Source organism: Mumia spirodelae (genome assembly GCF_050632745.1).
Taxonomy (GTDB): domain Bacteria; phylum Actinomycetota; class Actinomycetes; order Propionibacteriales; family Nocardioidaceae; genus Mumia.
This window is the reverse complement of the sequence record NZ_JBODSD010000004.1, coordinates 69,379-92,300: the sequence shown is the minus strand read 5'-3', so window position 1 is coordinate 92,300 and position 22,922 is coordinate 69,379. Positions and strand designations below refer to the sequence as shown.

Here is a 22,922-nt window from a genome sequence, read left to right as displayed (position 1 = left end):
CGTGGAGGAGCGTGGGGCGCGGACGGCACGGCAGGACCGCTACGGGATCCTGCTGATCCTGCTCAGCCTGGTGATCCTCCTCGTGCCCGTCGACGCCGCGGCGCTGCGGCCGCTGGTGACGGCACTGCTGGGTGCTGTCCTGCTCTTCGCCCAGCGGACCTCGGGAGCTCGCCGTTCGGTCATCGGGGTCTCTGCGGTGCTGACCGGTGTCGCGGTGCTCGTCGCCGGGGGTGCCCAGGCGTTCGAGGAGTCCACGGCTCAGGCGGTCTACTCGAGCATCGTGGTCCTGCTGTGCGTGGGCACGATCGCCACGATCGGGGCGCACCTGATCCGGGACCCGTCGCTGGACGTCCACATCGTGCTGGGCGTGATCGTCGTCTACGTGCTCCTGGGGATCGCCTTCGCTGGGGTGTACTCCGTGCTCGGGATCTGGCAGGGCGGGTTCTTCGCCCAGTCCGGTGCGGACCACGACGGCGTGAACTACTTCTACTTCAGCTTCATCACGGTCACGACCACCGGCTTCGGCGACCTCACGCCGGTGACCGACACCGGCAAGATGGTCGCGGCCTTCGAGGCGTTGATCGGCCAGGTCTACCTGGTGACCGTGGTCGCGCTGGCGGTCTCTGGCGTCACACGACGCCGACGTCCCGCCTGACGCTCCCGCGGGGTCCGCCCGGCGGGTGAGCGAGTTGAGACCTCACCCCCGCCACGGACCACACGAAGGGAGCGCATCCATGCGCATCAGACGAAGGGCTGCCGTAGTGACGGCAGCGACGATGACCGCCGGCGGACTCATGCTCGCCGGCGCAACACCCGCGTCGGCGGACACGATCGACTACCCGCCGGACCGGGTCGTGAAGCCGGGACCGAGCGGCGTGAACTCTGCCGTGGGCCTCGCCGCACGAGCCGACGGCACGCTGTACGTCGCCGACGGCGGCCCCGGGTTCGACCGGATCTGGATCATCAAGCGGACCGCGACCGGTCACCGGCCGTCGGCGCGCGCGATCCAAGGGGCGAACGCGGGACTCGACGAGGTCGTGGACGTCGGGCTGGACGCCCGTGGGCAGGTGTACGCGGCGACGGCCGACGGGCGGGTGTCCGTGTTCGGCGCCGGCGCGTTCGGCAACGTGGCACCTATTCGCGTCTTCGCCACCGGCGGCCCAGCGACAGGCATGGCGGTCTCGTCCGCGGGTGAGGTCGCGATCGGCCGCGCCGCGGGCGACGAGGTTGTCGTCTTCGCGCCCGGCTCCATCGGCACGCCGGCCCCCACCCGGACGATCAAGGGCCCGAAGACGGGACTCGAAGAGGGTCTGCAGGAGCTCGAGTACGACGGGACCGGACGGCTCTGGGTCCTCGCCGACGGGAACCTTCTCGGCTTTGCCGCGGCGGCGACGGGGGACGTCGCTCCCGCGAACAAGGCGCGTCCGCTGCGGACCGGGCGGTTCGAGTTCGCCAAGGCGGACGACCTCGCCGTCGACCACCGCAACCGCCTCTTCCTCTCGTTCTCGCACGAGGAGTCGGAGACGAAGGCGTACTCGTCGGTCGCCGCGTACCCCGCCGGCGCCCAGGGTGAGGTCGACCCCCTTCGGGTGCTCGAAGGGACGCGCTCCAGGCTCGAGACGATCGACGCCGCGACGGCCCTGACCGTGGATCGGCGCGGCGACGTCGCCGTCACCGGACACCCGCGAAGTGACGTGCTGGTGTTCCGGACGTTCTTCCCGGTGCGGCCGACCGCCGTACGCTCGGTGACCGTGTCCGGCAAGCCGCGTGCGGTGAAGCGGACGGTTCGGTGGAAGCAGCCGGCAGACGACGGCGGTCGTGATGTGCGGTCGTACAAGCTCGTCTTCCGCAAGGGCTCGAAGACCTTGAAGACCGTGGCGCTGAAGCCGGGGCGGCGCTCGTACAAGGTCGCCAAGTCGGCGCTGCGACGCGGCTCGCTGACCGTCACGGTTCGGGCCAAGACGGCCAAGGGCTGGAGCCCGAAGGTCGTCAAGAGGTTCCGGGTCCGATGAGGCGCTCCCGATCGGCACTCGCCGCCGCCTCGGCCGCGATCATGGCCGGCGGCCTCGTCGTCGCCGGTGCCGGTGCTGCTTCCGCAGACTCCGTCGACTACCCGCCCTATCGGGTCGTCACCGCGCGGGGTGAGGTGTGGGGCGAACCGATCGGGTTGGCGTCGCGTGCCGACGGGACGCTGTACCTCGCCGGCTCCCGACCCGGTGCCGACGTCGTGTGGATCATCGGCCCGAACGCCGACGGCAGCCGGACCCCACGGCGTATCGCCGGTCCTCGGGCGAACTTCGGGCGGATCACCGACGTCGGCGTCGACGACGCCGGCCAGGTCTACGTCCTGTCGGCGTCGGGCCGGGTCGCGGTCTTCGCCCGCGGCGCGCACGGAGACGTCGCGCCGATCCGCACCTTCCAGGTCGCCAGCGACTGGCCCGGCACGATGGCGGTGTCGCGCAGCGGTGAGGTGGCGGTCGAAGGGCTCGGCGACGTGAAGGTGTACGCCGCTGGTGCGACCGGCACGCCGAACCCGGCGCGGGTCCTCGCGGGGCCGCGTACCGGGATCGGGGCGGTCGGGCCGATGGCGTTCGACCCCGCCGGGCGGTTGTGGATGATCGCCAGTGGGGTTCGGGTGATCGGGTTCGCACCGGGTGCCGCCGGCGACGTGGCGCCGAGCCACGTGCTGACGGCGTTCACGATGCACGCCGAGCTCACCGACCTGGCGGTCGATCGCCGCGGGCGTGTGTACGTCTCGCAGTTCTTCGTGGCTCCCGAGCTCTCGAAGGTCTGGCTCAGCGTGTTCCGTGCGGGCGCACACGACGAGCGTCCGCTGCGCGAGCTCGGAGCGCGTCGCTCGGGGCTCGCGAAGCGACCTGTTCGGCAGCTGACCGTGGACGGACGCGGTGACCTCGCGTACGCCACGGGCGGCAAGCAGATCAGGGTGTTCCGGACCTTGTTCCCGGTGCGGCCGACGGCTGTGCGGTCGGTGACGGTGTCCGGGAAGCCGGGTGCGGCGAAGCGGACCGTCCGGTGGAAGAAGCCTTCGTACGACGGTGGGCGTGACGTGCGGTCGTACAAGCTCGTCTTCCGCAAGGGCTCGAAGACGCTCAAGACGGTGACGCTGAAGCAGGGGCGGCGGTCGTACAGGGTCGCGAAGTCGGGGCTGCGTCGCGGCAAGGTCACGGTGACCGTGCGGGCGAAGACCGCGAAGGGCTGGAGCCCGAAGGTCGTGAAGTCCTTCCGCGTGCGGTGAGCGCCTCGCCGGGGCACGGTGTCATGCCGCGCCCCGGCGATCGGCGTCAGCCTCAGTCGACGAGGACCGGTACGGCCTCGTGGGTCGTCAGAGTCGTGGCGACGCCATCGGTGGTGACGGTCTGCTCGAGCGTCTGCGTGGGGCCGCCGTCGACGGAGTAGCTGATCGTGAAGGTGACGTCGACGCGTGGGCTGACCGTCTCGCCGGCCTTCGCGTACTGGTGGGTGACGTCGAGCGCGGGGTACGGGCGGCCGGGGCTGGTCGTGGCCTGCGTGGTGCCGTCGCCGAAGTGCCAGGTGTAGCGGGCTGCGGTCGCCGTGATGTGGACGCGCTGGTCGAGGATCGTGACTGTGCGGTCGAACGCGGGTGGCGTTGTCGAGAAGACGGTGTCGAGGTTCACCAGCGTCCGGCCTGCGGGCTGGATGCTGAGCCGCGCCTTGGGCAGCGGGAGGCGTCGCACCTCGCGGAGCACGTCGCCCGGCGTGACGACCGGTGCCGCGGCTTCCTCTGGCGCGCCGCCGCGGCACTCGGATCGGACGATCGTCCACGTTCCACCCGGAGGACGCGAGTAGAGGTTCCACATGGTCTCGCCCGGAGGACAGGTGAAGGTGAGGCTGCATGTCGTGTCGCTGCCCGTTCCGGGCGTGCACATCGGCTGCCATCGGTACTCATTCGCCGAGCCTGTTGGAGCACCCTCAAGGGGTGCCTCGGTGCCGGAGCGCTCGTCGTCCTCTTCTAAGACGACCTGATCGTGATCATCGTCAGCGTACGGCTCCTCCGACGGAAGCCCCAGGAGTAGCGCGATGGACAACACCGCGGAGACGATCACGGCTTCGGAGCTTCGGCTTGGGCCGTGAAGTGGAAGATCTGCCAGCCAACCGACTCGCGAAACTCCAGGCGGAAGAGATGGCGCCGCTGCTCTGGGCGGACTCGCAGCCAGGGACTGGACGCCGTTTTGCGATATCGGTACTCATCCGAGTGGATCTCGGTCGTGACAGCGAAATAGTCGCGCTCTGCTTGGCTCGCTGTGACGGTCGGCTTCCATGGCAGGTCCTCGTAGTCGCCTCCCGCGGCGTGCAAGTCGGCGTCGTACTTGGCTAGTGCCGAGCACGAATCGCACTCGTCCGTCGAGGCGTCCAGCAGGAGCTGACTATCGCCGGTCATCGCGGAGTAGCGCATCGCCGCGTACCAGTACTCAACGAACGCTGCCGCTCCTTCCGCGCCGAACTCCTGCGCCTCGGGCGGGATGGTCGGGGGCGCGAGGGTGGGGGAGGGCGACGCGGTCGGCGAGGGCGGCGCTGTGGTCGGGTCGCCGTCCGCCGGATCGCTGCCCGAGCACCCCGCCACCGCGAGCAGGACCAGTCCGGCGAGGGCCGCCCGGGCGTACGTCATGGCGAGAAACGTAGTGGCACCGCGGGTTCACACGGAAGGCATCGGCCTCGGGTTGTGGAGAGTCGATGCGCGAAGTTCCTCGATGTCACCCGCTGATGGTTGACTCTCGTCATGGCGCACCCAGTGATGTTCAGCGACGACGACCCCGGCCTGGCGGAGCTGCGGGAGATCTGTCTCGCGTTCCCCGGCGCGGAGGAGCACGTGTCGTACGGGCGGCCGACGTTCAAGTGCGGCAAGATCTTCGCCGCGTTCGGTGGCTCCGAGAAGCTCAGCCCCGGCCACCACCGTCAGGTCCCCAGCGCACTTCTCGTCAAGGTCGCCGAGTCCGAGATGCAGGCGCTCGACGACGACGAGCGGTTCTTCCTGCCTGCGTCCTACGGCCCGTTCGGCTGGCGCGCGCTCGACCTCGACGACGCCGCCGTGGACTGGACGGAGGTCGCCGAGCTGGTCGACGCGTCCTACCGGCTGATCGCCCCCAAGCGGCGCATCGCCGAGCTCGACGCCCGCTCTCAGGGAGAGTGACGGTGCGGCGCCTACGCTTCTCGACGTGACCCTCGACGACGTCCACGCGCGCCTCGCGACGGTGGACCCCGCCGCGTACACGACCGCGGACCTCCTCGTCTGGGCGCTCGCCCTCCTCGTGGCCGTCGCCGCGGTCGCCGACCCGCTGTGGCGTCGTACGAGCGTGGTCGTCACCGTCGCGCACGAGCTCGGGCACGCGCTGGGTGGGGTGTTCGCCGGGCGGAAGCTGACGGCGTTGCGCGTACGGCTCGACGCGTCGGGCGTGACGCACACCCGCGGCAAGCGGAGCGGGTTCGGGATGGTCGTGTGCGCCTGGGCAGGCTATCCCGCACCGGCGATCGCGGGCCTGCTCGCGGTGCTCGTCGCGGTGAAGGGGTGGGCCGCGCCGGGGTTGTTCGTGCTCGGGATCGTCTTCGTCGTCTGCCTGCTCTGGGCGCGCAGCGCGTTCACGGTTCTCGTGCTGCTGGGCTGCGCGGGTGCGTCGGCCGCGCTGTGGTGGTGGGCCGCGCCCGTCGTGCAGAGCGGCGCGGCCGTGGGCGTGGGTGCGTTCCTGATCGTGGGCGGCCTGCGTACGCTCGCCGACACCTGGCGCAGTCGGGCATGGCACCGCAGCCGGGGCGAGTCGGACGCAGTGGCGCTCGCCATGCTGACCCGCATCCCGGCGTCGGTCTGGCTCGCGTCGTTCTGGCTCGCGACCGCGGCGTGCGCCGGGGGAGCGGCGTGGATGCTGGTGGACACGGTACGGCGGGTGGTGGCGTGAGCGTCGTGCCTTTGGTCCGCGACGCCCGTCCCGAGGACCTGCCCGGGATCGTGCGGGTCTTCCTCGACTGCTGGCGCATCAGCTATGCCGCCGCACTGCCGGCCGAGCTCGTCGCGCGCGTCACCGACGAGTCCGCGCACGACCTGTGGACGCGGGCGCTCGCGAGCGACGCCTCTCACACGATCGTCGCCACCGCCGCCGACGCGCACATCGCCGGCGTCGCCTCGTACCGGCTGACGCCCGGAGAGGACGATCCGTACGACGGCTACGTCGCCTCCCTCTACGTCGACCCGGCGACGCAGGGCACCGGGATCGGCCGTCTCCTCCTCAGCACCGCCGAGGCCGGACTGCGCGACGCGGGCGCGACGTCGGCATCGCTGTGGGTCTTCGCCGACAACGCTCCGTCGGTGCGGTTCTACGCGCGGCAGGGGTGGAGTCCCGACGGCGAGTCCGTGACGCTCTCCGAGTGGGGCCAGCCGCAGGTCCGTCTCGCCAAGAACCTCACTTGACGCGGCGATCGGCGACAGCCGCGAGCGTCGCCGCCAGCGACGCGGACACGTCCTCGGGATCGCGCTGCGCGACCCCGAGGAAGATCATGTCCACGATCATCAGCTGCGCCATGCGGCTCGACATCGCCCCGTAGCGGAAGCGGGTCTCCCGCGACACCGTCGTCAGCGTGGCATCGGCCAGACGCGCCAGCGGCGACTCGGGGAAGTTCGTCACGCCGACCGTGAACGCCCCGCGCTCGGCGGCCGTACGCAACGCCGAGATCGCCTCCTCGGTCTCGCCCGAGTGCGAGAACGCGATCGCGACCGAGTCGGGGGAGAGGACAGCCGCGCTCGTGAGGGCGAGGTGCGCGTCGGTCCAGGCGTTGACCTGGTGGCCGATGCGGCGCAGCTTCTGCTGGAGGTCCTGCGCCGCGAGCCCGCTCGACGCCGACCCGTAGACGTCCACGACTCGTGCCGCGGAGATCGCCGTCACGACGCGGTCGAGCTGGTCGAGGTCGAGCATCTCGGCGGTCTCCTCGACGGCACGGGCCTCCTGGTACGCGAGCTTGCGTACCATCTCGCGCGTCGTGTCGGCCGGGTCGATGTCGCCCTCCGCGACCCCGAACTCGACCCGCCGCCCGGACTCGTCGGCACCGGCACGTGCCAGCGCGAGGCAGAAGGTCTTGTAGCCGTCGAAGCCGATGCTCTTGCAGAGCCGGACGACCGTCGCGGTCGAGGTGGAGCAGTGGGTCGCCAGGTCCGTGATGCTCATGCGCGACACGCCGGCCGGGTCAGCGAGCGCCGCGTGCGCGATGCGCTGCTCGCTGGGCCGGAGGGTGGGCAGCGCCTGGCGCAGGCCCACCAGGACGTTCTCGGTCATCGCAGCCTCCTCGCCGTCGCTCTCGTCGTGCGGGCTCCATCGTCGCGGCTCCCGCTACGAGAGCGCTCGCAAACCGCGGGTGTAAGAAATTTACATGCTGGGTCTAGACAGGGAAAGAAGTTGACCTAGGATCGCTGGGGTGCGCCGGTGACGCGGCTCACCCAACCCCCGTGGTGCGACAGCTTGGAGGAATCGTGAAGAGGGACAACAGGCGCGGACGCCGCGCTCTCGCGGTCGGCGCAGCAGCGCTCGGAGCCGCGCTGGTGATGAGCGGTTGCTCGGGATCGGACTCCGACGCCAGCGGCGACGGCACGCTGGTCTTCGGCATCACCGCCGACCCGGCACAGATGATCCCGTGGACCGCCACGTCGGAGCAGGCGATCCAGGTCCTCTCGCAGATCTACAGCCCGCTGCTCAACACCGACGAGAACAGCGCGCCGGTCGCCGGCCTGGCGGACCTCCCGAAGGTCTCCGACGACGGCAAGACCTACACGTTCACGCTGAAGGACGGACTCACGTTCACCGACGGCTCGGCGCTGGACTCCGAGGACGTCAAGTACACGTACGACACGATCATGGACCCGGCGTCGAGCGCGAGCTCCGCGTCGTACTTCGGCTCCGTCGCCTCCGTCGAGGCGCCCGACCCGACGACCGTGGTCGTCACGCTCAAGCAGCCCGACGCCTCGTTCGTCTCGGGCCTGAGCCTGGTCAACACCTCCATCGTCCCGTCCGACGTGGACGTCAAGAGCCTCGAGACCAAGCCCGTCGGCTCCGGGCCGTACGCGTTCGAGAGCCGCAAGGCGAACGAGTCACTGACTCTCAAGCGCAACGACGACTACTACGCGGGCAAGCCGGGCGCGCCGACGCTCGAGTTCCGCATCATCCCCGACGACCAGGCGATGGTCTCGGCGCTCAAGACCGGCTCGGTCCACCTGGCCGTCTTCGACAACCCGGTGACCGCGAAGTCCGCCACGTCCAACGAGGTGAAGACGACGCCGGTCGAGTCGCTGCAGTACCACGTGCTCCAGCTGCGCGCGGACTCCCCGGTGTTGTCCGACGTCAACGTCCGCCTCGCGATCCAGTGCGCGATCTCGCGTCAGGACGTCGTCGACACCGCCGCGCTCGGTGCGGGTGACGTGACCGGCCCGATCACCTCGCCCGAGTACAAGTCGGACCCGCAGGCGCAGCCCTGCCCCGACAAGGACGTTGCGAAGGCCAAGAGCTATCTCGCCAAGGCGGGCAAGCCCAACGGCTTCGAGCTCAACCTCATGACCTCGCAGGGTCTCTACTCGACCGCCGTCGACGAGGCGCAGAACGTCCAGGCGCAGCTCGGCGAGATCGGCATCAAGGTCAAGGTCGACTCGCTCGACTCGAACGCGTACGTCGAGAAGTGGCTCGCGGGCGACTTCGACGCCGCGATCGCGCAGAACGCCGGGAGCGCCGACCCCAACACGATGTACGCGCGCTACTTCACCACGGGCGGCAGCTACAACAAGGTCGCGGGCTACCGCTCGCCGGAGCTCGACAAGCTCTTCGCCGACGGCATCGCGACGACCGACGTGGAGCAGCGCAAGGCGGTCTACACGCAGGTGTCGGACCAGCTCGTCGACAACGCGGCGTGGATCTGGCTGTTCACCCCGCAGGAGTTCGTCGCGTCGAACACCGGCGTGAAGGACCTCGAGACGCGGACCGACGCCTCGCTCTCGATGCTGTGGAAGGCCTCGATCTCCTGATCGCCCGGGACGGAGCGGGCGTCCGTACGCCCGCTCCGTCCCCCGACCGGTGACCCCATATGAACCGACTCAAGTCCGTGGCACGCCACCCCGTGACCCGACGCCTCGCCGAGGCGCTCCTCACGCTCCTCGGGGTCTCGTTGTTCACCTTCTTCCTGCTGCGCGTCGTGCCCGGTGACCAGATCACCGCCGCGTACGGCACGGCCGCCGGCGAGCTGTCGCCCGACCAGGTGCAGGCGCTCGAGGCCTACTACGGCGTCGACCAGCCGCTGGTCATGCAATACCTCAGCTGGCTGGGCGGCGTCCTGACGGGCAACCTCGGCGTCTCGATGACGTCGCACATGTCCGTCGCGTCGATGACCGCCCAGGCGCTGCCGAACACGATCGAGCTCGCGATCCTGGCGATCGTCATCGGCCTGGTCCTCGGCGTCCCGGGAGGCGTCCTCGCGGCCAGCCGCCCCGGCGCCACCCGCGACAGCGTGACGCAGCTCGGCAGCCTGCTCGCACTCTCGGTGCCGTCGTTCCTGCTGGCCACGGCGCTCGGCAGCTGGCTGGCGAACCAGTTCGGCTGGTATCCCAACGGCAAGGGTTACGTGACGCTCTTCGAGGACCCCGGGCTCAACCTGCAGCAGATGCTGCTCCCGGCGCTCGTCCTCGGCATCAGCATCGCGCCACCGGTCCTGCAGACGACCCGCGCCGCGATCCTCAACGTGCGCGCCGAGGACTACATCCGTACGGCGCGGGCCAAGGGCGTACCCCCACGCCGCCTCCAGGAGCGGCACATCCTCCGCAACGCCTGGATCCCCGTCGTGACGATGACCGGCCTGCAGTTCGGCTTCCTGCTGGGCGGCGCGCTGGTCGCCGAGCAGATCTTCGCGATCCCCGGCATCGGGCGCCAGGTCCTCCTCGGTCTCGAGCAGAAGGAGTACGCCGTCGTGCAGAGCACCGTCCTGATCATCGCGGCGATGTTCGTCCTCGTGAACCTCCTGACCGATCTCGTCTACCGGCTCGTCGACCCGCGGGTGCGTGCCCAGTGAGCGCCGCGGCGGACATGAGCAACGTCCCCGACGTCGCGCTCGACACGAGCCGGCGGTCGCGGGCGTGGATCGCGGCGTTCCGTACGCCGTCGGGGATCATCGGGCTGGTCCTCATGGGGATCGTCGTGGTCCTGTCGCTGCTGGCGGCGTTCAACCTGACTCCGCACGATCCCGCGCACCAGGACGTCGCGGTGTCGCTGCAGGGACCGAGCGCGAGCCACTGGTTCGGCACCGACCAGTTCGGGCGCGACATCTTCTCCCGGGTGTGCTCGGGACTCGCGAACTCCCTGCGGGTCGCGGTCGTCTCGGTCGCGGCCGCCGCGGTCGTCGGCACGTTCCTCGGCGTGGTCGCGGGCTACTACCAGGGTCTGGTCGACCGCGGCGTCGGCGTGATCACGAACGTGCTCTTCGCGTTCCCGTCGCTGCTGCTGGCGCTCGCGCTGGCGGCGACGCTGGAGCGGAGCTGGGTGACGGTGAGCCTCGCGATCGCGGTCGTCTACCTGCCGATCTTCGCGCGGGTGGCGCGCGGGCCGGTGCTGACGCTGCGCTCGGCGGACTACGTGCTCGCGTCGACGGCGATCGGGCGCAGCAGGCTGTCGACGCTGTTCGAGCACGTCCTGCCGAACATGTCCGGCATCCTGGTCGTGCAGGTGACGCTGTCGCTGTCGTGGGCGATCCTCACGGAGGCGTCGCTGAGCTTCCTCGGCTTCGGCACCCCGCCGCCGGCCGCGTCGCTCGGCGGGATGGTGTACGACGCGCAGGCGCTCACGTCGGTGGCTCCGTGGATGCTGATCTTCCCGGGCCTCGCGCTGATCGTCGCGGTGATCGGGCTGAACCTCGTCGGCGACAGCCTGCGGGCCGCGCTCGACCCGAAGACCGGAGGCCGCTGATGTCGCTGCCGCCCCACCTCGCGCGCCTCGACGCGCTGGAGACCGAGTCGGTCGTGGACGACCACCTGGCGCTCGACGAGCTCGGCACGGGTGAGCTCGTCGCGCTGATGAACGAGCGCGACCAGCACATCGCCGGCGCCGTACGCGAGGCGCTCCCCGCGATCACCCTCGCCGTCGAGGCGACCGCCGAGCGGATGCAGCGCGGCGGACGACTCGTCTACGTCGGAGCGGGCACGTCGGGCCGTCTCGGGGTGCTCGACGCGTCCGAGATCCCGCCGACGTTCGGCACGAACCCCGAGCTGGTCCTCGGCGTCATCGCCGGAGGGTACGACGCGCTGGTGAGCGCCGTGGAGTCCGTCGAGGACAGCGAGGCCGCCGGCGCCGCGGACATGGACGCGCACGAGATCGGCGCGCTCGACACGGTCGTCGGGATCGCGTCGAGCGGACGCACGCCGTACGTCCTCGGCGCTGTCCGTCGCGCCTCGGCGCGCGGCGCGCTGACGGTCGGGATCTCGTGCAACGTGGACACGCCGCTGTCGTCGGTGACGCACCACCCGATCGAGGTTCCGGTCGGACCCGAGGTCGTGACGGGATCGACGCGGCTCGGGGCCGGCACCGCGACCAAGATGGTGCTCAACATGTTCTCGACGATCAGCATGATCCGGCTCGGCAAGACCTACCGGACGCTGATGGTCGACGTCCGCGCGACCAACGCCAAGCTGCGCCGCCGCACGGTGCGGATCGTGATGCTCGCGACCGGCGTCGACGCCGACGTGGCCGCACGCACGCTCGAGGCGGCGGACTGGCACGCGAAGCTCGCGATCGCGATGCTCGCGACCGGCCGCGACGCGGACGACGCGCGTACGGCGCTGGCTGAGGCAGGCGGTGTCCTGCGCGCCGTCATCGACGACCGACCCACGAAGGAAGAGGCCTGATGCGCGTTCTCGGCATGATCTCCGGCACGTCCCACGACGGCATCGACGTCGCGGTGGTGGATTTCGACGCGTCCGGCCGATCCGCCCTGTCGGCGCGGATCGAGCACACGGCCTCCATCCCGTACGACCCCGCACTGCGGCGCCGGCTCGTGGCCGCGCTGCCGCCGTCACCGGTCGGGTTCGACGAGGCCTGCGCGCTCGACACGCTGCTCGGTCAGGCGTTCGCGGGCGCGGCGGTGCAGGCGCTGGCGGACCACGCGGGCGCCGGCGGGGGAGCGGTCGACGCGATCTGCTCGCACGGCCAGACCGTCTTCCACTGGGTCGACGGCGCGCACGCGCTCGGCACGCTGCAGCTGGGCCAGCCCGCATGGATCGCCGAGGCGACCGGCCTGACGGTCGTCTCCGACGTCCGTGCGGCCGACATCGCCGCCGGCGGACACGGCGCGCCGCTGGTCCCGATCCTCGACACCCAGCTGCTCGCCCCGCGGGTCGCTCGCGGCGAGCGTGCGGCGGCCCTGAACCTCGGCGGCATCTCCAACATGACGGTCTGCGACCCCGACCGGGATCCGGTCGCCTGGGACATCGGCCCCGCCAACGCCCTCATCGACGCGGCGGTCGTCGACGCGACAGCGGGCGAGGCGTCGTACGACCGCGACGGCGCGCTCGCCGCTGCGGGCTCCGTGGTGGCCCCGCTGCTCGAGCACCTGCTGGCCGAGCCGTACTACGCGCTCACGCCGCCGAAGAGCTCGGGCAAGGAGCTGTTCCACGGCGGGTACGTCGCCGAGGCGCTGAAGCGGACCGGCCTGGAGCCGAGCCTGGAGGACCTGGTCGCGACACTGACCGAGCTGACCGCGGTGACGGTCGCCGACGCCGTACGAGCCGCGGAGGTCACCACGCTGGTCGCGTCCGGCGGCGGTGTCCGCAACCCCGTGCTGATGGTGCGTCTCGCCGACCTCCTGCCGGGCGTCGAGGTGACGACGACGGACGCGTTCGGGGTGCCGTCGGACGAGAAGGAAGCGGTCGCGTTCGCGATGATCGGCTGGGCGACGTTGCACGGCCTGCCGTCGAACGTGCCGAGCTGCACCGGTGCGTCCGGCCCGCGCGTGCTCGGCCGTGTCACGCCGGGTCGCGACGGGCTGACGGCGGGGGCGTCGCTGGCGGCGTGGCCGGAGGCGCTCGCGTTCGAGGGGCGGCCGTGACCGCGCTCGCCCCCGGCATCGAGCGGCTGCTCGCCCTGGGGCCGGACGGACGGCACCCGGCGAGTGCGGCCCTCGGCGTGGTCGCGGGGGAGTCGCGCGAGGTCGCCGTCGGCGGATGGGCCGTCCTGCCCGACGGCGACGGGCCCGGCGTGCCGATGTCCCGTGACACCCTGATCGATCTGGCGTCGGTCACGAAGGTCGCCGTCACGACGCTGCTCGTCATGCAGCTGGTCGCCGACGGCCGGCTCGACCTGGCCGACCCCGTACGCCGGTACCTTCCCGCCTTCGCCGGTGACGGCAAGGACGACGTCACGCTCGAGCACCTGCTGACGCACACGGCGGGGCTGCGGCCGTGGTGGCCGCTGTACGCCGAGACCACCGACCGCGACGCCGCCGTGCGGTGGGTGGAGGCGGCGCCGCTGGTGTCCGCGCCCGGCACCGCGTGGGCGTACTCCGACCTCGGGCTCATCCTCGCCGGCCGCGTCGTCGAGGAGGTCACGGCGATGCCGCTGGGCGAGGCCTTCCGGACGAGGGTCGCCGAGCCGCTCGGCCTTCGGGCGCAGTTAGGCCCGGTCGCGCCAGAGCGGGCGGCGGTGAGCGCGGACGACGACGCGTACGAGTACGCGATGGTCACGACCGGCACGCCGTACGCGGTGCCGTTCGGGCCGGAGCGGTTCGTAGGCTGGCGCGAGACGCCGCTGCGGGGAGCCGTCCGGGACGGCAACGCGGCGCATGCGCTCGGTGGTGTCGCCGGGCACGCCGGCCTGTTCGCGACCGTCGACGACCTGCTGACGCTCGGCACCGCCGTACGACGCGGGGAGATCGTGCCTCACGACGTGCTGGCACGCTTCGCGGAGCCGTCGGCCGCGAACGCGGAGCAGGCCGTCGGCTTCCGGCGTCGCGTGCTGAGCGTCGACGGCGAGGACGTCACGTTGCTGCACCACCCCGGCTTCACGGGCACGTCCTTCGGGTTCACGCTCGAGCGCGACCTCGTCGTCGCGGGTGCCGCGATGCGCCTGTACGGCACGGTCGGCCCGATCGCGTACGACCCGCCCCCGACGGCGTTGCCCGACCTGATCCCCAGCGACCAGATCCAGGCCGTGGTGCTCGAGGCGGGCCTCCGGCTGCTGAACCCCCGACCTGCGGTGAGGAACCCATGACCACCACTGCCCGTACGCACGACCGCGAGCCGGTCCTGCGCGTCGAGAACCTCACCGTCACCTTCGCCACCTCCCGCGGCGAGGTCGAGGCGGTCCGCGACGTGAGCCTCGACATCGCTGCCGGCGAGACGGTGGCCGTCGTGGGGGAGTCGGGGTCGGGCAAGTCGACGCTCGCGGCGGCCGTGAACCGCCTCCTTGCGGACAACGGCCGGATCTCGCAGGGCACGATCACCCTCGGCGACGTCGACGTCACGGGTGCGTCGGAGAACGTGATGACGCGGATCCGCGGCGGCCGGATCGGCATGGTCCCGCAGGACCCGATGACGAACCTCAACCCCGTCATGAAGATCGGCGACCAGATCGCCGAGGCGCTGCTGGTACACGGCCTCGCGAAGGGCGACGCGGCCAAGGAGCGGGCGACCGAGCTGCTGGAGCAGGCGGGGATCCGGGACGCGGCGGCGCGCTACCACCAGTACCCGCACGAGTTCTCCGGCGGCATGCGCCAGCGCGCCCTCATCGCGATGGCGCTCGCCTGCCGACCCGAGGTGCTGCTCGCCGACGAGCCGACGTCCGCGCTCGACGTGACGGTGCAGCGGATCGTGCTGGACCAGATGGGCGCGCTCGCCGCCGACATGGGCGCGGCCGTGCTGCTCATCACGCACGACCTCGCGCTCGCGGCGGAGCGGGCGGACCGGATCGTCGTGATGTTCCGCGGCGAGGTCGTCGAGACCGGGACCGCGGCGCGGGTGGTGAGCGCACCGGAGCACGAGTACACGAAGCGCCTCCTCGCCGCCGCCCCCAGCATGGCGAGCGTGAAGATCGCAGCGACCCCCGCCGTACGAGGTGAGTCTGCGGCGTTAGAGCGCGACAACTTGCTCGAGGTCAGCGGCGCCGTCAAGACGTACCGCCTCCGCGGCCAGCACGAGCCGTTCCGCGCCGTCGACGAGGTCGACCTCGTCATCCCGCGGGGGCAGACCGTGGCGATCGTGGGGGAGTCGGGCTCGGGGAAGTCGACCACGGCTCGGTTGGCGCTGCGCCTCGAGAAGGCCGACGAGGGCACGGTCCGCTATCGCGGGGCGGACGTGGCGTCGCTGAAGGGGAAGGAGCTGCTGGCGTTCCGCAGGTCGGTGCAGCCGGTGTTCCAGAACCCGTACGCGTCCCTCGACCCCCGCTACACGATCGAGGAGGCCGTCTCCGAGCCGCTGCGCGTCCACAAGATCGGCGACAAGGCGAGCCGGCGCAAGCGGGTCGCGGACCTGCTGGACAAGGTGGCGCTGCCGGGGTCGTTCGCGGACCGCTATCCGCACGAGCTGTCCGGCGGGCAGCGCCAGCGGGTCGCGATCGCGCGGGCCCTCGCGCTCGATCCCGAGCTGGTCGTGATGGACGAGGCGGTCAGCGCGCTCGACGTGCTCGTCCAGGAGCAGATCCTCGACCTGATGGTGACGCTGCAGCAGGAGATGGGGCTGTCGTACCTCTTCATCAGCCACGACCTCGCCGTCGTCCGCCTCGTGTCGCACCAGGTGTACGTGATGCGCGAGGGGCGGGTCGTGGAGAGCGGCGATCCGGCGGAGCTGTTCCGTGCGCCGCGCGAGGACTACACGAAGGAGCTCATCGCCGCGATCCCGCACGGGGTGACCTCCGCCGCCAGTTGAGCGAGCGCGGCGGCGGGGTAGGTGGCGCGATCACCTTCATCGCACCGAGCGCCGCATACGCGCACCGAGCGTCGGGTATTCGCGGCGCTCGATGCACTTGTCCGGCGCTCGGTCGGCCGGGTCGGACACGGTTCAGGCGTCACCGAGCTATCTGCGGCAGCCGCGTTTTCGCAGGTCAGCGGCCTGTTTTGCCCACACGCGAGCGGCGTAGACTGGGATGAATCGGGACATGTCAGACGTTGTACTGGTGACACCCGAAGGAGGTGCGCCATGAGCTCGTCCCACCCCCACTTCCCACGGCTGCGGCACACCGGCTCGGAGCCGAAGTCGGCCCTGAGTGCGTACGGGCTGCGGCTCGCGCTGGCGCTGTTCGGCCTGATCGGCGCTGCGGCGATCGCGTTGTGGGTGCTGCTGACGCCGGGGACGACGTTCGTCGCCGACGTGGTGGGCGTCGCGTGTGTGTTCATCGCGGTGTTCGCCGCGCTTGATCTCGTGACGATCGTGAGGCGGATGCGCAACGGTCAGCCGCACAAGGGTCCGGAGCCTCGCCATCGAGGTTAGAAATCGCCGCGACACGCCGCGCCGTACCTCCAAAACCGCCTCTGACCTGCGACGACAGAAATGTCAGTTCCGACGAGGAACATGAGTTGCATGGCTTGGGGCAGACGCGTACGGTAGCCACTACATCTAGTACTTACACGGATGTAGTTATCCACATCTAGTCCACATGGACCGTGGTGAAGCCCACAGAAAACACGGGGTTCTCCACATTTCGTCCACAGCGAGAGAGGAGTCGCGGATGCACTGCCCATACTGCCGGCACACCGACACCCGGGTCCTCGACAGCCGCGTCGCCGACGACGGGGGAGCGATCCGCCGGCGCCGGAGCTGCACCGAGTGCAACAAGCGCTTCACGACCGTCGAGCAGATCCAGCTCACCGTCTGCAAGCGCTCGGGGGCGACGGAGCCGTTCTCGCGGGACAAGGCGGTGTCCGGCGTGCGCAAGGCGTGCAAGGGGCGCCCGGTGGACGAGGACGATCTCGCGCGGCTGGGCCAGCAGGTCGAGCATGCGCTGCGGGCGGCCGGGGGAGCGGAGGTGAGCTCGCACGAGGTGGGGCTCGCCGTCCTCGAGCCGCTGAAGGCGCTGGACAAGGTCGCATACCTGCGATTCGCCAGCGTCTACAAGAACTTCACCGACGTGGCGGACTTCGCCGACGAGATCGCCGTGCTGATGGCGGCCGACGCCGACTGCGAGCTCGTCAAGGAGACCGACCGCGCGTAGAGCAACAGGTGGTCGAGCAGCAACAGGTGGTCGAGTAGCCCGGCGAGGAACGAGCCGGCGTATCGAGACCACAGACCACAGACCACAGCACCACGCACGACGTACGACGCACCACTCACATTCACGGGGCACACGGGGAGAAGGGGCACAGCAGATGACGGAGACGGTCAGCGGTCCGAGCGGGGCGCCGCGCTCGCGCAAGACGACGAAGCGCGCGAGCGCCGGCAAGGGCCTGACGATCGACCGGGTCTACACCACGGAGGGTGTGCACCCGTACGACGAGGTGACGTGGGAGCGTCGCGACGTCGTGCAGACCAACTGGAAGACCGGCGCGACGGTCTTCGAGCAGCGCGGGGTGGAGTTCCCCGACTTCTGGAGCGTCAACGCGTCCACGATCGTCACCACGAAGTACTTCCGTGGCGCCGTCGGCACCGACCAGCGCGAGCAGTCGCTCAAGCAGCTCCTCGACCGCGTCGTCCTGACGTACGTGAAGGCCGGCAAGGACAACGGCTACTTCGCGACCGAGGCCGACGCCGAGCTCTTCGAGCACGAGCTCACCTACATGCTTCTGCACCAGGTCTTCAGCTTCAACAGCCCGGTCTGGTTCAACGTTGGCACCTCGAGCCCGCAGCAGGTCTCGGCCTGTTTCATCCTCGCGGTCGACGACTCGATGGACTCGATCCTCAACTGGTACAAGGAAGAGGGTCTGATCTTCAAGGGCGGCTCGGGCGCCGGCCTCAACCTGTCGCGCATCCGCTCGAGCAAGGAGCTGCTGCACTCCTCGGGCGGTACGGCCTCGGGTCCCGTGTCGTTCATGCGCGGCGCCGACGCGTCCGCGGGGACGATCAAGTCGGGCGGCGCGACGCGTCGCGCGGCCAAGATGGTCGTGCTTGACGTCGACCACCCCGACATCGAGGAGTTCGTGCAGACGAAGGCGCGCGAGGAGGACAAGATCCGCGTCCTCCGCGACGCCGGCTTCGACATGGACCTCGGCGGGCACGACATCTCGTCCGTGCAGTACCAGAACGCCAACAACTCGGTCCGCGTGAACGACGAGTTCATGCGTGCGGTCGAGGAGGGCGGCGACTACGGGCTCCGCGCTCGGACCACCGGCGAGGTCATCGAGACGATCGACGCCAAGAAGCTCTTCAAGGACATCGCGCAGGCCGCATGGGAGTGTGCGGACCCGGGCATCCAGTACGACTCGACGATCAACGACTGGCACACCACGCCGGAGACGGGTCGCATCACGGCGTCCAACCCGTGCTCGGAATACATGCACCTCGACAACTCGTCGTGCAACCTGGCCTCGCTCAACCTGCTGAAGTTCCTGCAGGACGACGGCTCGTTCGACGTCGAGCGCTTCGTGAAGTCCGTCGAGCTGATCATCACCGCGATGGACATCTCGATCACGTTCGCCGACTTCCCGACCGAGGCGATCGGTGACACGACGCGCAAGTTCCGTCAGCTCGGCATCGGCTACGCCAACCTCGGCGCGCTGCTCATGGCGTCGGGTCTCGCGTACGACTCCGACGGCGGCCGTGCGCTCGCTGCCGCGATCACGTCGCTGATGACGGGCACCTCCTACCGTCGCTCGGCGGAGCTCGCCGGTGTCGTCGGCCCGTACGAGGGCTTCAAGCAGAACGCCGAGCCGCACGCTCGCGTGATGCGCAAGCACCAGGCCGCCAACGACGCGGTCCGCACGATGCACGCGATGGACATCGCCGTGCACCGTGAGGCCACGAAGCAGTGGGCCAAGGGCATCGAGATCGGGACGAAGCAGGGCTGGCGCAACGCGCAGGCGTCCGTGCTCGCTCCGACCGGCACGATCGGCTTCATGATGGACTGCGACACGACCGGCATCGAGCCGGACTTCTCGCTGGTCAAGTTCAAGAAGCTCGTCGGCGGCGGCTCGATGCAGATCGTCAACCAGACGATCCCGGTCGCGCTCAAGAAGCTCGGCTACACCAACGAGACGATCGAGGCGATCGTCGAGTACATCGCGGAGCACGGTCACGTCATCGACGCGCCGGGCCTGAAGACCGAGCACTACGAGGTCTTCGACTGCGCGATGGGGGAGCGGGCCATCAAGCCGATGGGCCACGTCCGGATGATGGCGGCGGCGCAGCCGTTCCTGTCGGGTGCCATCTCCAAGACCGTCAACATGCCGGAGGCGGCGTCGGTTGAGGAGATCGAGGACATCTACTTCCAGGGCTGGAAGCTCGGCCTCAAGGCGCTCGCGGTCTACCGCGACAACTGCAAGGTCGGTCAGCCGCTCTCGACCGGCAAGGGCGAGAACAAGGGCACGGACGCGAACAAGTCGTCTGCCGCGGCTGCGGAGCCCGAGGTCAAGACGGTCATCATCGAGAAGCCGGTCCGCAAGCGGCTCCCGAAGAAGCGTCCGTCGATCACGCAGTCGTTCAGCGTCGGTGGTGCCGAGGGTTACATGACCTCGGGCTCCTACCCGGATGACGGCCTCGGCGAGGTGTTCCTCAAGCTCGGCAAGCAGGGCTCGACCCTCGCCGGCGTGATGGACGCGTTCTCGATCGCGGTGTCGATCGGCCTCCAGTACGGCGTGCCGCTCGAGACCTACGTCCAGAAGTTCACGAACCTCAAGTTCGAGCCGGCCGGTCTGACCGACGACCCGGACGTGCGGATGTCGCAGTCGATCATGGACTACATCTTCCGCAGGCTCGCGCTGGACTACCTGTCGTTCGAGACCCGCTCGCAGCTGGGGATCTACTCGGCGGAGGAGCGTCAGCGCCAGCTCGACACGGGTTCGTACGAGCCGGTGGAGGAGGAGCCGTCCGAGGCCGAGTCCCTGAAGACGACCACGCCGAACATCGACGAGGCCGCCGAGGCCGAGCTCGAGCGTGAGGCCCAGGTCGACGCCGCCGACGCGGAGATCGTCGCCGAGGCCGCGCGACCGGCGCCGAAGCAGGCGCACACGAGTGCGGAGCTACTACAGGTGATCTCCGGGACTGAGGTCGACGCGCCGCTGTGCTTCACCTGCGGTACGAAGATGCGCCCAGCGGGCTCCTGCCATGTGTGCGAGGGCTGCGGGGCGACGAGCGGTTGCAGCTGAGATTGGCATACGGCGCCGTCCCCTGGCTGAGCCCGGGGACGGCGCCGAGTCACTTCAGCTGCACGGACTCCGGTGAATTACGCTTTCGAGACGGCCGACAATATCCTTTCGACTACGTCGTCAGGTGTTTCGTGCTCCCATGCTCTGATCACCGTCCAACCCGCCGCAGTAAGCGCACTATCGGTCTCGGCGTCCCGTTCACGGTTTCGCCGGACTTTCTCCGCCCAGAAGGTCGCGTTTGACTTGGCGATGGTGTGGTGCTCGGGACAGCCGTGCCAGAAGCAGCCGTCGACGAAGACGGCGACCTTAGAGCGGGTGAAGACGAGGTCCGCACGCCGATTGAAAGTTGGGATCGGACGTCGGTCGACGCGATAGCGCAGCCCTGCCGCGTGCGCGGCCCGTCGGACCGCCAGCTCAGGCTTCGTGTCGCGACCGCGGTTCGCCTGCATACCGCGGCGGACGGCGGGGGAGGATGCCCACGACTCGCTCATACTCACAGTGTGGCCGCGTAGTCCACAAGCTCGTCCCAGTCACGGAGGCGGCGCTGAGCCACCAAGCGGTTGAAGGTATCGAGAGTTGCACGGCGTCGCGGCCGTCCCCTGCAGGTCTGCTCGACTGCGGACCGCAGAGCGGGAAGGTCCAGGTGGTAGACGCAGTCGATCTCCCCGGAACCACCCCCAAGAAGGTTCAGCATGTACGGACGCGGCTCCATGGTGACGACTGCAAAGTGAGGCATGCGTCCACGTCTCAGGGATGCCATCTTCGCGCCCTGCGAGCGGCAATCTTGTGCGCGGTCGGTACGCAGCGACCACTTGAGCGACAGCCCGATCTCAAGGCTGGGTGTCTTCGGCCCTGGACGCTGTCGAGAGGCCGTGACATCAAGGTTCAGCAATGACTCCTCCCCAACCTCCTCCAAAAGGATCCGGCGAGCATCGGACTCCTTCGCGACTGCAGCGTCGACCTCCGCCGCAAGGCTCGCAAAGCGCTCCTGATCGTTCGGGTCTGTCAGCCTCCTGCCCGCGAAGCGACCGAGTGACGTCCAGGCCTTGACGAACTCGCGCGACGGCTCTGCTTTCATGTCGCGCAATGCACCTACGTGACGGAACTGCTCGAACTGGTTCAGTGCACGCTCAGGTTCGATGACCAGACTGCACCCGCGGTCTCCGAGTTGAGCGCTCAGCGCGGCGGCGACCTTCTTCGAGAACGGATCGCCCGTAGGCTCACTGCCGCGGGCGTCGGGGGAAACATGGAGAGCATCGAACAGAGCCTCACCCAGCTCGACGGAGAAGCGCTCGCTGGCGTCCGAGGTGTTCGGCTTGTTGTTCGTGGCGCGGTAGACGCACAAGTCCTTCGCGAAAGTCGCAGGCACGGAGGTTCCCTTCGAATCAGACACCGCCGAACCTATCCTGATGCCAGCAGCGAAGGCAGTTGGCATCGCGTCAGGCGTCACGGTTTCCGCCACGGCGAGGCTGCGACGGAGTGTCAGAGCCTCGACATACGATCGTGTGTCATGAGCACCCCCACCGTGATCGACCTCTTCGCCGGCTGCGGCGGTATGACGATCGGCTTCGCGAGCGAAGGCTTCGAGCCCGTGCTCGCGGTGGAGTGGGACCGCTTCGCGGCCGCGACATACGCGGCCAACTGGGGCGAGGACCACGTCATCCCTGGTGACATTGCTGAGGTTACGGCGAGCCAGATCCCGACGGCGGACCTCATGATCGGCGGTCCGCCGTGTCAAGGCTTCTCCAATCTCGGGCTGAAAGCACTCGGGGACCCGCGGAATCAGCTGTGGCGGGAGTACATGCGTTTCATTCGAACAGCTCGGCCGCAGGTCTTTGTGATCGAGAACGTCGATCGGTTCTCTAAGTCGCCCGAGTTTCAGATGCTGGTCGGAGAAGTCGACCACGGTCTGCTCAAGGACTACGAGATCTCATACGGTGTGCTGAACGCGGCAGACTACGGCGTTTCGCAACGCCGCCGTCGCACCATCGTCATCGGATCCCGGGTTGGGCCAATCGATCTGCCAGACCCGACTCACGCCAGGGACGGAGGGAACGGACTGCGGCCTTGGCGGACCGTCCGTGATGTGATCGAGGGCCTGCCGATCCGGCCCGACTCCACCGAACTTCCAGATTCAGTGACCGAGATCTTTGGCGAAGCGATGCCGGGTGTATTCAAGGGATTGGATATTCACTTTCGCCGTACCCCCAACCCGCTATCGCTTGAGCGGTACTCCTTCGTGCCACCAGGTGGCGGTCGCTTTGATGTGCCGACCGAGCTACTACCTAGGTGTTGGCGGGAGAAGCCGACAGGCACGACGGACGTCATGGGTCGGATGCGGTGGGACTTTCCGTCGCACACGATCCGCACGGAGTTCTTCAAGCCTGAGAAGGGCGCCTATCTCCATCCGCAGTGGGTGCCTGGAAAGCAGCGCACTGACGAAGGCTCACGATTCATAAAGGGCGATCCGGAGCTGTCGGTCGACCGGGTCGTGACGCATTACGAGGCGTCTCTCATTCAGGATTTTCCGTCGGACTACCTGTGGGTCGGATCGAAGGTCGCCATCGCCAAGCAGATCGGGAACGCCGTGCCTTCCGGGCTCGCCCGCGCGATCGCTCGTCAGATCAAGCCATTCATCGCTTGAGAGGGAT

At 69.4% G+C, this 22,922-nt stretch carries 22 protein-coding genes; 17 read left to right on the top strand and 5 right to left on the bottom strand.

Translation table 11 applies throughout. From position 1 onward, the window contains the following. Nucleotide 1: 1 nt before the first annotated feature. From ACQSSQ_RS18390 to ACQSSQ_RS18380, 3 genes are all read left to right on the top strand, one after another. Nucleotides 2-655 (top strand): potassium channel family protein, encoded by a 654-nt coding sequence (locus ACQSSQ_RS18390; protein WP_431328575.1) that lies wholly within the window; start codon nt 2-4, stop codon nt 653-655. 106 nt (nt 656-761) lie between these two features. Further along, nucleotides 762-2,012 carry a hypothetical protein gene (locus tag ACQSSQ_RS18385; RefSeq protein WP_431328574.1) on the top strand — a complete coding sequence of 417 codons (1,251 nt, stop codon included), beginning with the start codon at nt 762-764 and terminating at the stop codon, nt 2,010-2,012. After that, nucleotides 2,009-3,256 (top strand): hypothetical protein, encoded by a 1,248-nt coding sequence (locus tag ACQSSQ_RS18380; protein WP_431328573.1) that lies wholly within the window; start codon nt 2,009-2,011, stop codon nt 3,254-3,256. Before ACQSSQ_RS18385 ends, ACQSSQ_RS18380 begins: the two co-directional genes overlap by 4 nt. A 52-nt stretch (nt 3,257-3,308) precedes the next feature. On the opposite strand, the gene ACQSSQ_RS18375 is transcribed toward ACQSSQ_RS18380, so the two are convergent. Together ACQSSQ_RS18375 and ACQSSQ_RS18370 are read right to left on the bottom strand one after the other, a co-directional pair. Further along, nucleotides 3,309-3,728, bottom strand: a complete 420-nt coding sequence (locus ACQSSQ_RS18375; RefSeq protein ID WP_431328572.1) for a PKD domain-containing protein — start codon at nt 3,726-3,728, stop codon at nt 3,309-3,311. A 353-nt stretch (nt 3,729-4,081) separates the two neighbouring features. Next, a complete protein-coding gene (locus ACQSSQ_RS18370; protein ID WP_431328571.1) occupies nt 4,082-4,648 on the bottom strand; it encodes a DUF6318 family protein in 567 nt (188 codons plus the stop codon). A gap of 111 nt (nt 4,649-4,759) precedes the next feature. Here ACQSSQ_RS18370 and ACQSSQ_RS18365 point away from each other — a divergent pair, with 111 nt between their 5' ends. From ACQSSQ_RS18365 to ACQSSQ_RS18355, 3 genes are read left to right on the top strand one after another with little or no spacing between them, the layout of a single operon-like run. Next, the gene (locus ACQSSQ_RS18365; RefSeq protein WP_431328570.1) at nt 4,760-5,170 is read left to right on the top strand and encodes an MmcQ/YjbR family DNA-binding protein; all 411 of its coding nucleotides are present in this window, start codon (nt 4,760-4,762) and stop codon (nt 5,168-5,170) included. Nucleotides 5,171-5,195: 25 nt separating this feature from the next. Next, nucleotides 5,196-5,930, top strand: a complete 735-nt coding sequence (locus tag ACQSSQ_RS18360; RefSeq protein ID WP_431328569.1) for a M50 family metallopeptidase — start codon at nt 5,196-5,198, stop codon at nt 5,928-5,930. Further along, a complete protein-coding gene (locus tag ACQSSQ_RS18355) occupies nt 5,927-6,439 on the top strand; it encodes a GNAT family N-acetyltransferase (RefSeq protein ID WP_431328568.1) in 513 nt (170 codons plus the stop codon). Before ACQSSQ_RS18360 ends, ACQSSQ_RS18355 begins: the two co-directional genes overlap by 4 nt. Here ACQSSQ_RS18355 and ACQSSQ_RS18350 read toward each other — a convergent pair. Beyond that, a complete protein-coding gene (locus ACQSSQ_RS18350; RefSeq protein WP_431328567.1) occupies nt 6,432-7,298 on the bottom strand; it encodes a MurR/RpiR family transcriptional regulator in 867 nt (288 codons plus the stop codon). The genes ACQSSQ_RS18355 and ACQSSQ_RS18350 overlap by 8 nt on opposite strands. A 194-nt stretch (nt 7,299-7,492) precedes the next feature. On the opposite strand from ACQSSQ_RS18350, the gene ACQSSQ_RS18345 reads away from it, so the two are divergent. The 10 genes from ACQSSQ_RS18345 (at nt 7,493) to ACQSSQ_RS18300 (ending at nt 20,271) form a co-directional block, all read left to right on the top strand. Continuing rightward, complete coding sequence (locus tag ACQSSQ_RS18345) at nt 7,493-9,031, top strand: ABC transporter substrate-binding protein (protein ID WP_431328566.1); 1,539 nt, start codon at nt 7,493-7,495, stop codon at nt 9,029-9,031. A gap of 77 nt (nt 9,032-9,108) precedes the next feature. Further along, nucleotides 9,109-10,068, top strand: coding sequence for an ABC transporter permease (locus ACQSSQ_RS18340; protein WP_431328565.1), 960 nt, complete (start codon nt 9,109-9,111; stop codon nt 10,066-10,068). A gap of 14 nt (nt 10,069-10,082) precedes the next feature. Continuing rightward, entirely contained in the window at nt 10,083-10,958 is an 876-nt protein-coding gene (locus tag ACQSSQ_RS18335) for an ABC transporter permease (protein ID WP_431328564.1), read from the top strand. Then, nucleotides 10,958-11,893: an N-acetylmuramic acid 6-phosphate etherase gene (gene murQ, locus ACQSSQ_RS18330; RefSeq protein ID WP_431328563.1), complete on the top strand. Its 936-nt coding sequence runs from the start codon at nt 10,958-10,960 to the stop codon at nt 11,891-11,893. The genes ACQSSQ_RS18335 and murQ overlap by 1 nt, the downstream gene beginning before the upstream one ends. Then, entirely contained in the window at nt 11,893-13,092 is a 1,200-nt protein-coding gene (locus ACQSSQ_RS18325) for an anhydro-N-acetylmuramic acid kinase (protein ID WP_431328562.1), read from the top strand. Before murQ ends, ACQSSQ_RS18325 begins: the two co-directional genes overlap by 1 nt. After that, a complete protein-coding gene (locus ACQSSQ_RS18320; RefSeq protein WP_431328561.1) occupies nt 13,089-14,252 on the top strand; it encodes a serine hydrolase domain-containing protein in 1,164 nt (387 codons plus the stop codon). The genes ACQSSQ_RS18325 and ACQSSQ_RS18320 overlap by 4 nt, the downstream gene beginning before the upstream one ends. Next, on the top strand, nt 14,249-15,904 hold the full coding sequence (locus ACQSSQ_RS18315) for an ABC transporter ATP-binding protein (protein WP_431328560.1): 1,656 nt from the start codon (nt 14,249-14,251) through the stop codon (nt 15,902-15,904). The genes ACQSSQ_RS18320 and ACQSSQ_RS18315 overlap by 4 nt, the downstream gene beginning before the upstream one ends. 270 nt (nt 15,905-16,174) lie before the next feature. Further along, nucleotides 16,175-16,465, top strand: a complete 291-nt coding sequence (locus ACQSSQ_RS18310; RefSeq protein WP_431328559.1) for a DUF6343 family protein — start codon at nt 16,175-16,177, stop codon at nt 16,463-16,465. Nucleotides 16,466-16,703: 238 nt separating this feature from the next. Then, nucleotides 16,704-17,186, top strand: a complete 483-nt coding sequence (gene nrdR / locus ACQSSQ_RS18305; RefSeq protein ID WP_431328558.1) for a transcriptional regulator NrdR — start codon at nt 16,704-16,706, stop codon at nt 17,184-17,186. Nucleotides 17,187-17,340: 154 nt separating this feature from the next. Next, entirely contained in the window at nt 17,341-20,271 is a 2,931-nt protein-coding gene (locus tag ACQSSQ_RS18300; protein ID WP_431328557.1) for a vitamin B12-dependent ribonucleotide reductase, read from the top strand. A 77-nt stretch (nt 20,272-20,348) separates the two neighbouring features. Here the strand turns inward: ACQSSQ_RS18300 and ACQSSQ_RS18295 are convergent, their stop codons facing one another. Continuing rightward, complete coding sequence (locus ACQSSQ_RS18295) at nt 20,349-20,762, bottom strand: very short patch repair endonuclease (RefSeq protein WP_431328556.1); 414 nt, start codon at nt 20,760-20,762, stop codon at nt 20,349-20,351. Between the two features lie 2 nt (nt 20,763-20,764). After that, a complete protein-coding gene (locus ACQSSQ_RS18290) occupies nt 20,765-21,664 on the bottom strand; it encodes an NgoMIV family type II restriction endonuclease (protein ID WP_431328555.1) in 900 nt (299 codons plus the stop codon). 117 nt (nt 21,665-21,781) lie between these two features. On the opposite strand from ACQSSQ_RS18290, the gene ACQSSQ_RS18285 reads away from it, so the two are divergent. Continuing rightward, nucleotides 21,782-22,915: a DNA cytosine methyltransferase gene (locus tag ACQSSQ_RS18285; RefSeq protein ID WP_431328554.1), complete on the top strand. Its 1,134-nt coding sequence runs from the start codon at nt 21,782-21,784 to the stop codon at nt 22,913-22,915. Nucleotides 22,916-22,922: the final 7 nt, after the last annotated feature.